Genomic DNA, 2,246 nt, shown 5'->3' on the forward strand with positions numbered 1-2,246 from the left:
CCTTTGGATTCCAGGCAAATGATTGGCGCCAGAACACCAGACGCGCCGCGGTTTTGAGCAGAACGGCGTGAATTAGCAGAGCAGGGGCATAATATGAGCAACGATCGAGACTTCCCGGCCGAAGCCGGTGCAACCAACAGAATCACGCGACGGGACGCTTTGATGGGCGGCACTGCGGCTGCGGTTTCGCGATTTGCAGCACCTGTCGGCCTTTCCGGCGCGCTCGCCGGCCTTGCGGGCGTCCAGACGGCGGCGGCCCAGCCCTCGCAGCCGAACATCGTCTTCATCGTTGCGGACGATCAGGGATGGAAAGACGTCGGCTATCACGGCTCGGACATCAAGACGCCCAACATCGACAAGCTTGCCGCGGAAGGGACGAAGCTCGAAGAATATTACGTGCAGCCGATGTGCACACCAACGCGCAGCGCCCTCATGACCGGCCGCTATCCGCTGCGCTATGGCATGCAGGTTGGCGTTGTCCCCGCAGCGGGAACCTATGGCCTTCCGCTCGATGAGACACTTCTTCCGCAAATCCTAAGAGACGCGGGCTACCAGACGGCGATGAGTGGCAAATGGCATCTCGGCCATGCCAAGACGGACTACTGGCCGAAGCAGCGTGGATTTGATTCATTCTACGGGGCGACGGTCGGCGAGATCGACCATTTCAAACATGCATCGCATGGTATCGCGGACTGGTACAGGAACAACAAGCCGATCAAGGAACCGGGCTTCGACAACACGTTGTTCGGTCAGGAAGCTGTCCGGGTCATCAACGCTCACGATCAGAAGAAGCCGCTCTTTCTCTACCTCGCTTTCACCGCGCCCCATACGCCATTCCAGGCTCCGAAGGAATATCTCGACCGATATAAGAACATCGCCGACGAGAACCGCAGAGCCTATGCCGCAATGATCTCGGTGATCGATGACGAGATCGGCAATGTCGTTGCCGCCCTTGAGAAGAAAGGGATTCGCGACAATACCCTGATCGTCTACATGAGCGACAACGGTGGCGTCGTTAACTCGATGTTTGCGGGCGACTCGAAGGTGGGTGGCAAGCTGCCTGCGGATAACGGCCCCTATCGCGAAGGCAAGGGCACCCTCTATGAGGGCGGCACCCGCTCGGTCGCCTTCATGAACTGGCCCGGCAAGGTCAAGCCTGGCGTCTTCAATGGCCTCATGCATGTCGTCGACATGTTGCCGACACTGGCTGGGCTGGCCGGCGCCAAGCCTGGCAAGGATAAACCGCTGGACGGCGTGGATATGTGGCCGGCCATCAGCGAGGGCAAACCTTCGCCGCGCACAGAGATCGTCTACAATGTCGATCCGATGGCCGGTGCGGTGCGCGAGGGCGAATGGAAATTGTTGTGGTCGGCAACGTTGCCGCAAAAGATAGAGCTGTTCGATTTGTCGCAGGACAAATCGGAGGCCACTAACTTGGCTGATAAGTATCCTGATAAGGTCAAGGTGTTGCAGGCAAGGATCACCGAGCTCGCAGCCCAGATGAAACCCCCGCTGTTGCTTATGGAGGCAGTGCGGCTGACCTACTTCACGCCGCTGGTGACACCAAGCCCGGAGGAAATGTTCGCTGCGGGGGATTGAACGGCGGATGCGCTCTGCCGTTCAGACGAGACCAGCCGATGACTGAAGCGCGACCTGCAGCAAAGCCAACGGATTCGTCAAACGCCGATATGCTTTGGATTCGCGGCGGCGAGTTCCTGATGGGCTCGGACAGCCACTATCCCGAAGAGGCGCCGGCGCACCGCGTCGTCGTCGGCGGCTTCTGGATGGATCGCTCGACCGTCACGAATGCCGAGTTCAGACGCTTCGTCGAGGCCAGCGGCTATGTCACGCTGGCCGAGCGTCCAGCGAATGCCGCGGACTATCCCGGGGCCAGTGCAGAATCATTGGCGCCGGCCTCAGCCTTGTTCGTCAGGCCCTCGCGCGGCATCGATCGCAACAATCACTACAACTGGTGGGCTTACGTCCGTGGCGCGAACTGGAGGCACCCACGCGGCCCCGCCAGCGGGCTGAAGGGGCTCGACAGCCATCCCGTCGTGCACATCGCCTATGAGGACGCGGAAGCTTATGCGAACTGGGCGGGGAAGGCTCTGCCGACCGAGGCCGAGTGGGAGTTTGCCGCCCGCGGCGGGCTGGAGGGCGCCGAATTCGTTTGGGGCGCCGAGCTGACGCCTGGCGGCCGGCATATGGCCAACACCTACCAGGGCGAGTTCCCTTTCCGCAACGAT

Annotated in this window: 2 protein-coding genes; both read left to right on the forward strand. The window is 61.0% G+C overall.

Annotation, left to right across the window (positions count from 1 at the left end):
* The first annotated feature begins 93 nt into the window (after positions 1–93).
* Positions 94–1,599, forward strand: a complete 1,506-nt coding sequence (locus tag EOA28_RS33145) for an arylsulfatase (RefSeq protein WP_127251404.1) — start codon at positions 94–96, stop codon at positions 1,597–1,599.
* An 89-nt stretch (positions 1,600–1,688) separates the two neighbouring features.
* Positions 1,689–2,246: SUMF1/EgtB/PvdO family nonheme iron enzyme (locus tag EOA28_RS33150; RefSeq protein WP_148671020.1), on the forward strand; the 558-nt coding region annotated here is incomplete at its 3' end.

The sequence above is a fragment of the Mesorhizobium sp. M2A.F.Ca.ET.067.02.1.1 genome (assembly GCF_004023285.1).
In the GTDB taxonomy this organism is placed as follows: domain Bacteria; phylum Pseudomonadota; class Alphaproteobacteria; order Rhizobiales; family Rhizobiaceae; genus Mesorhizobium.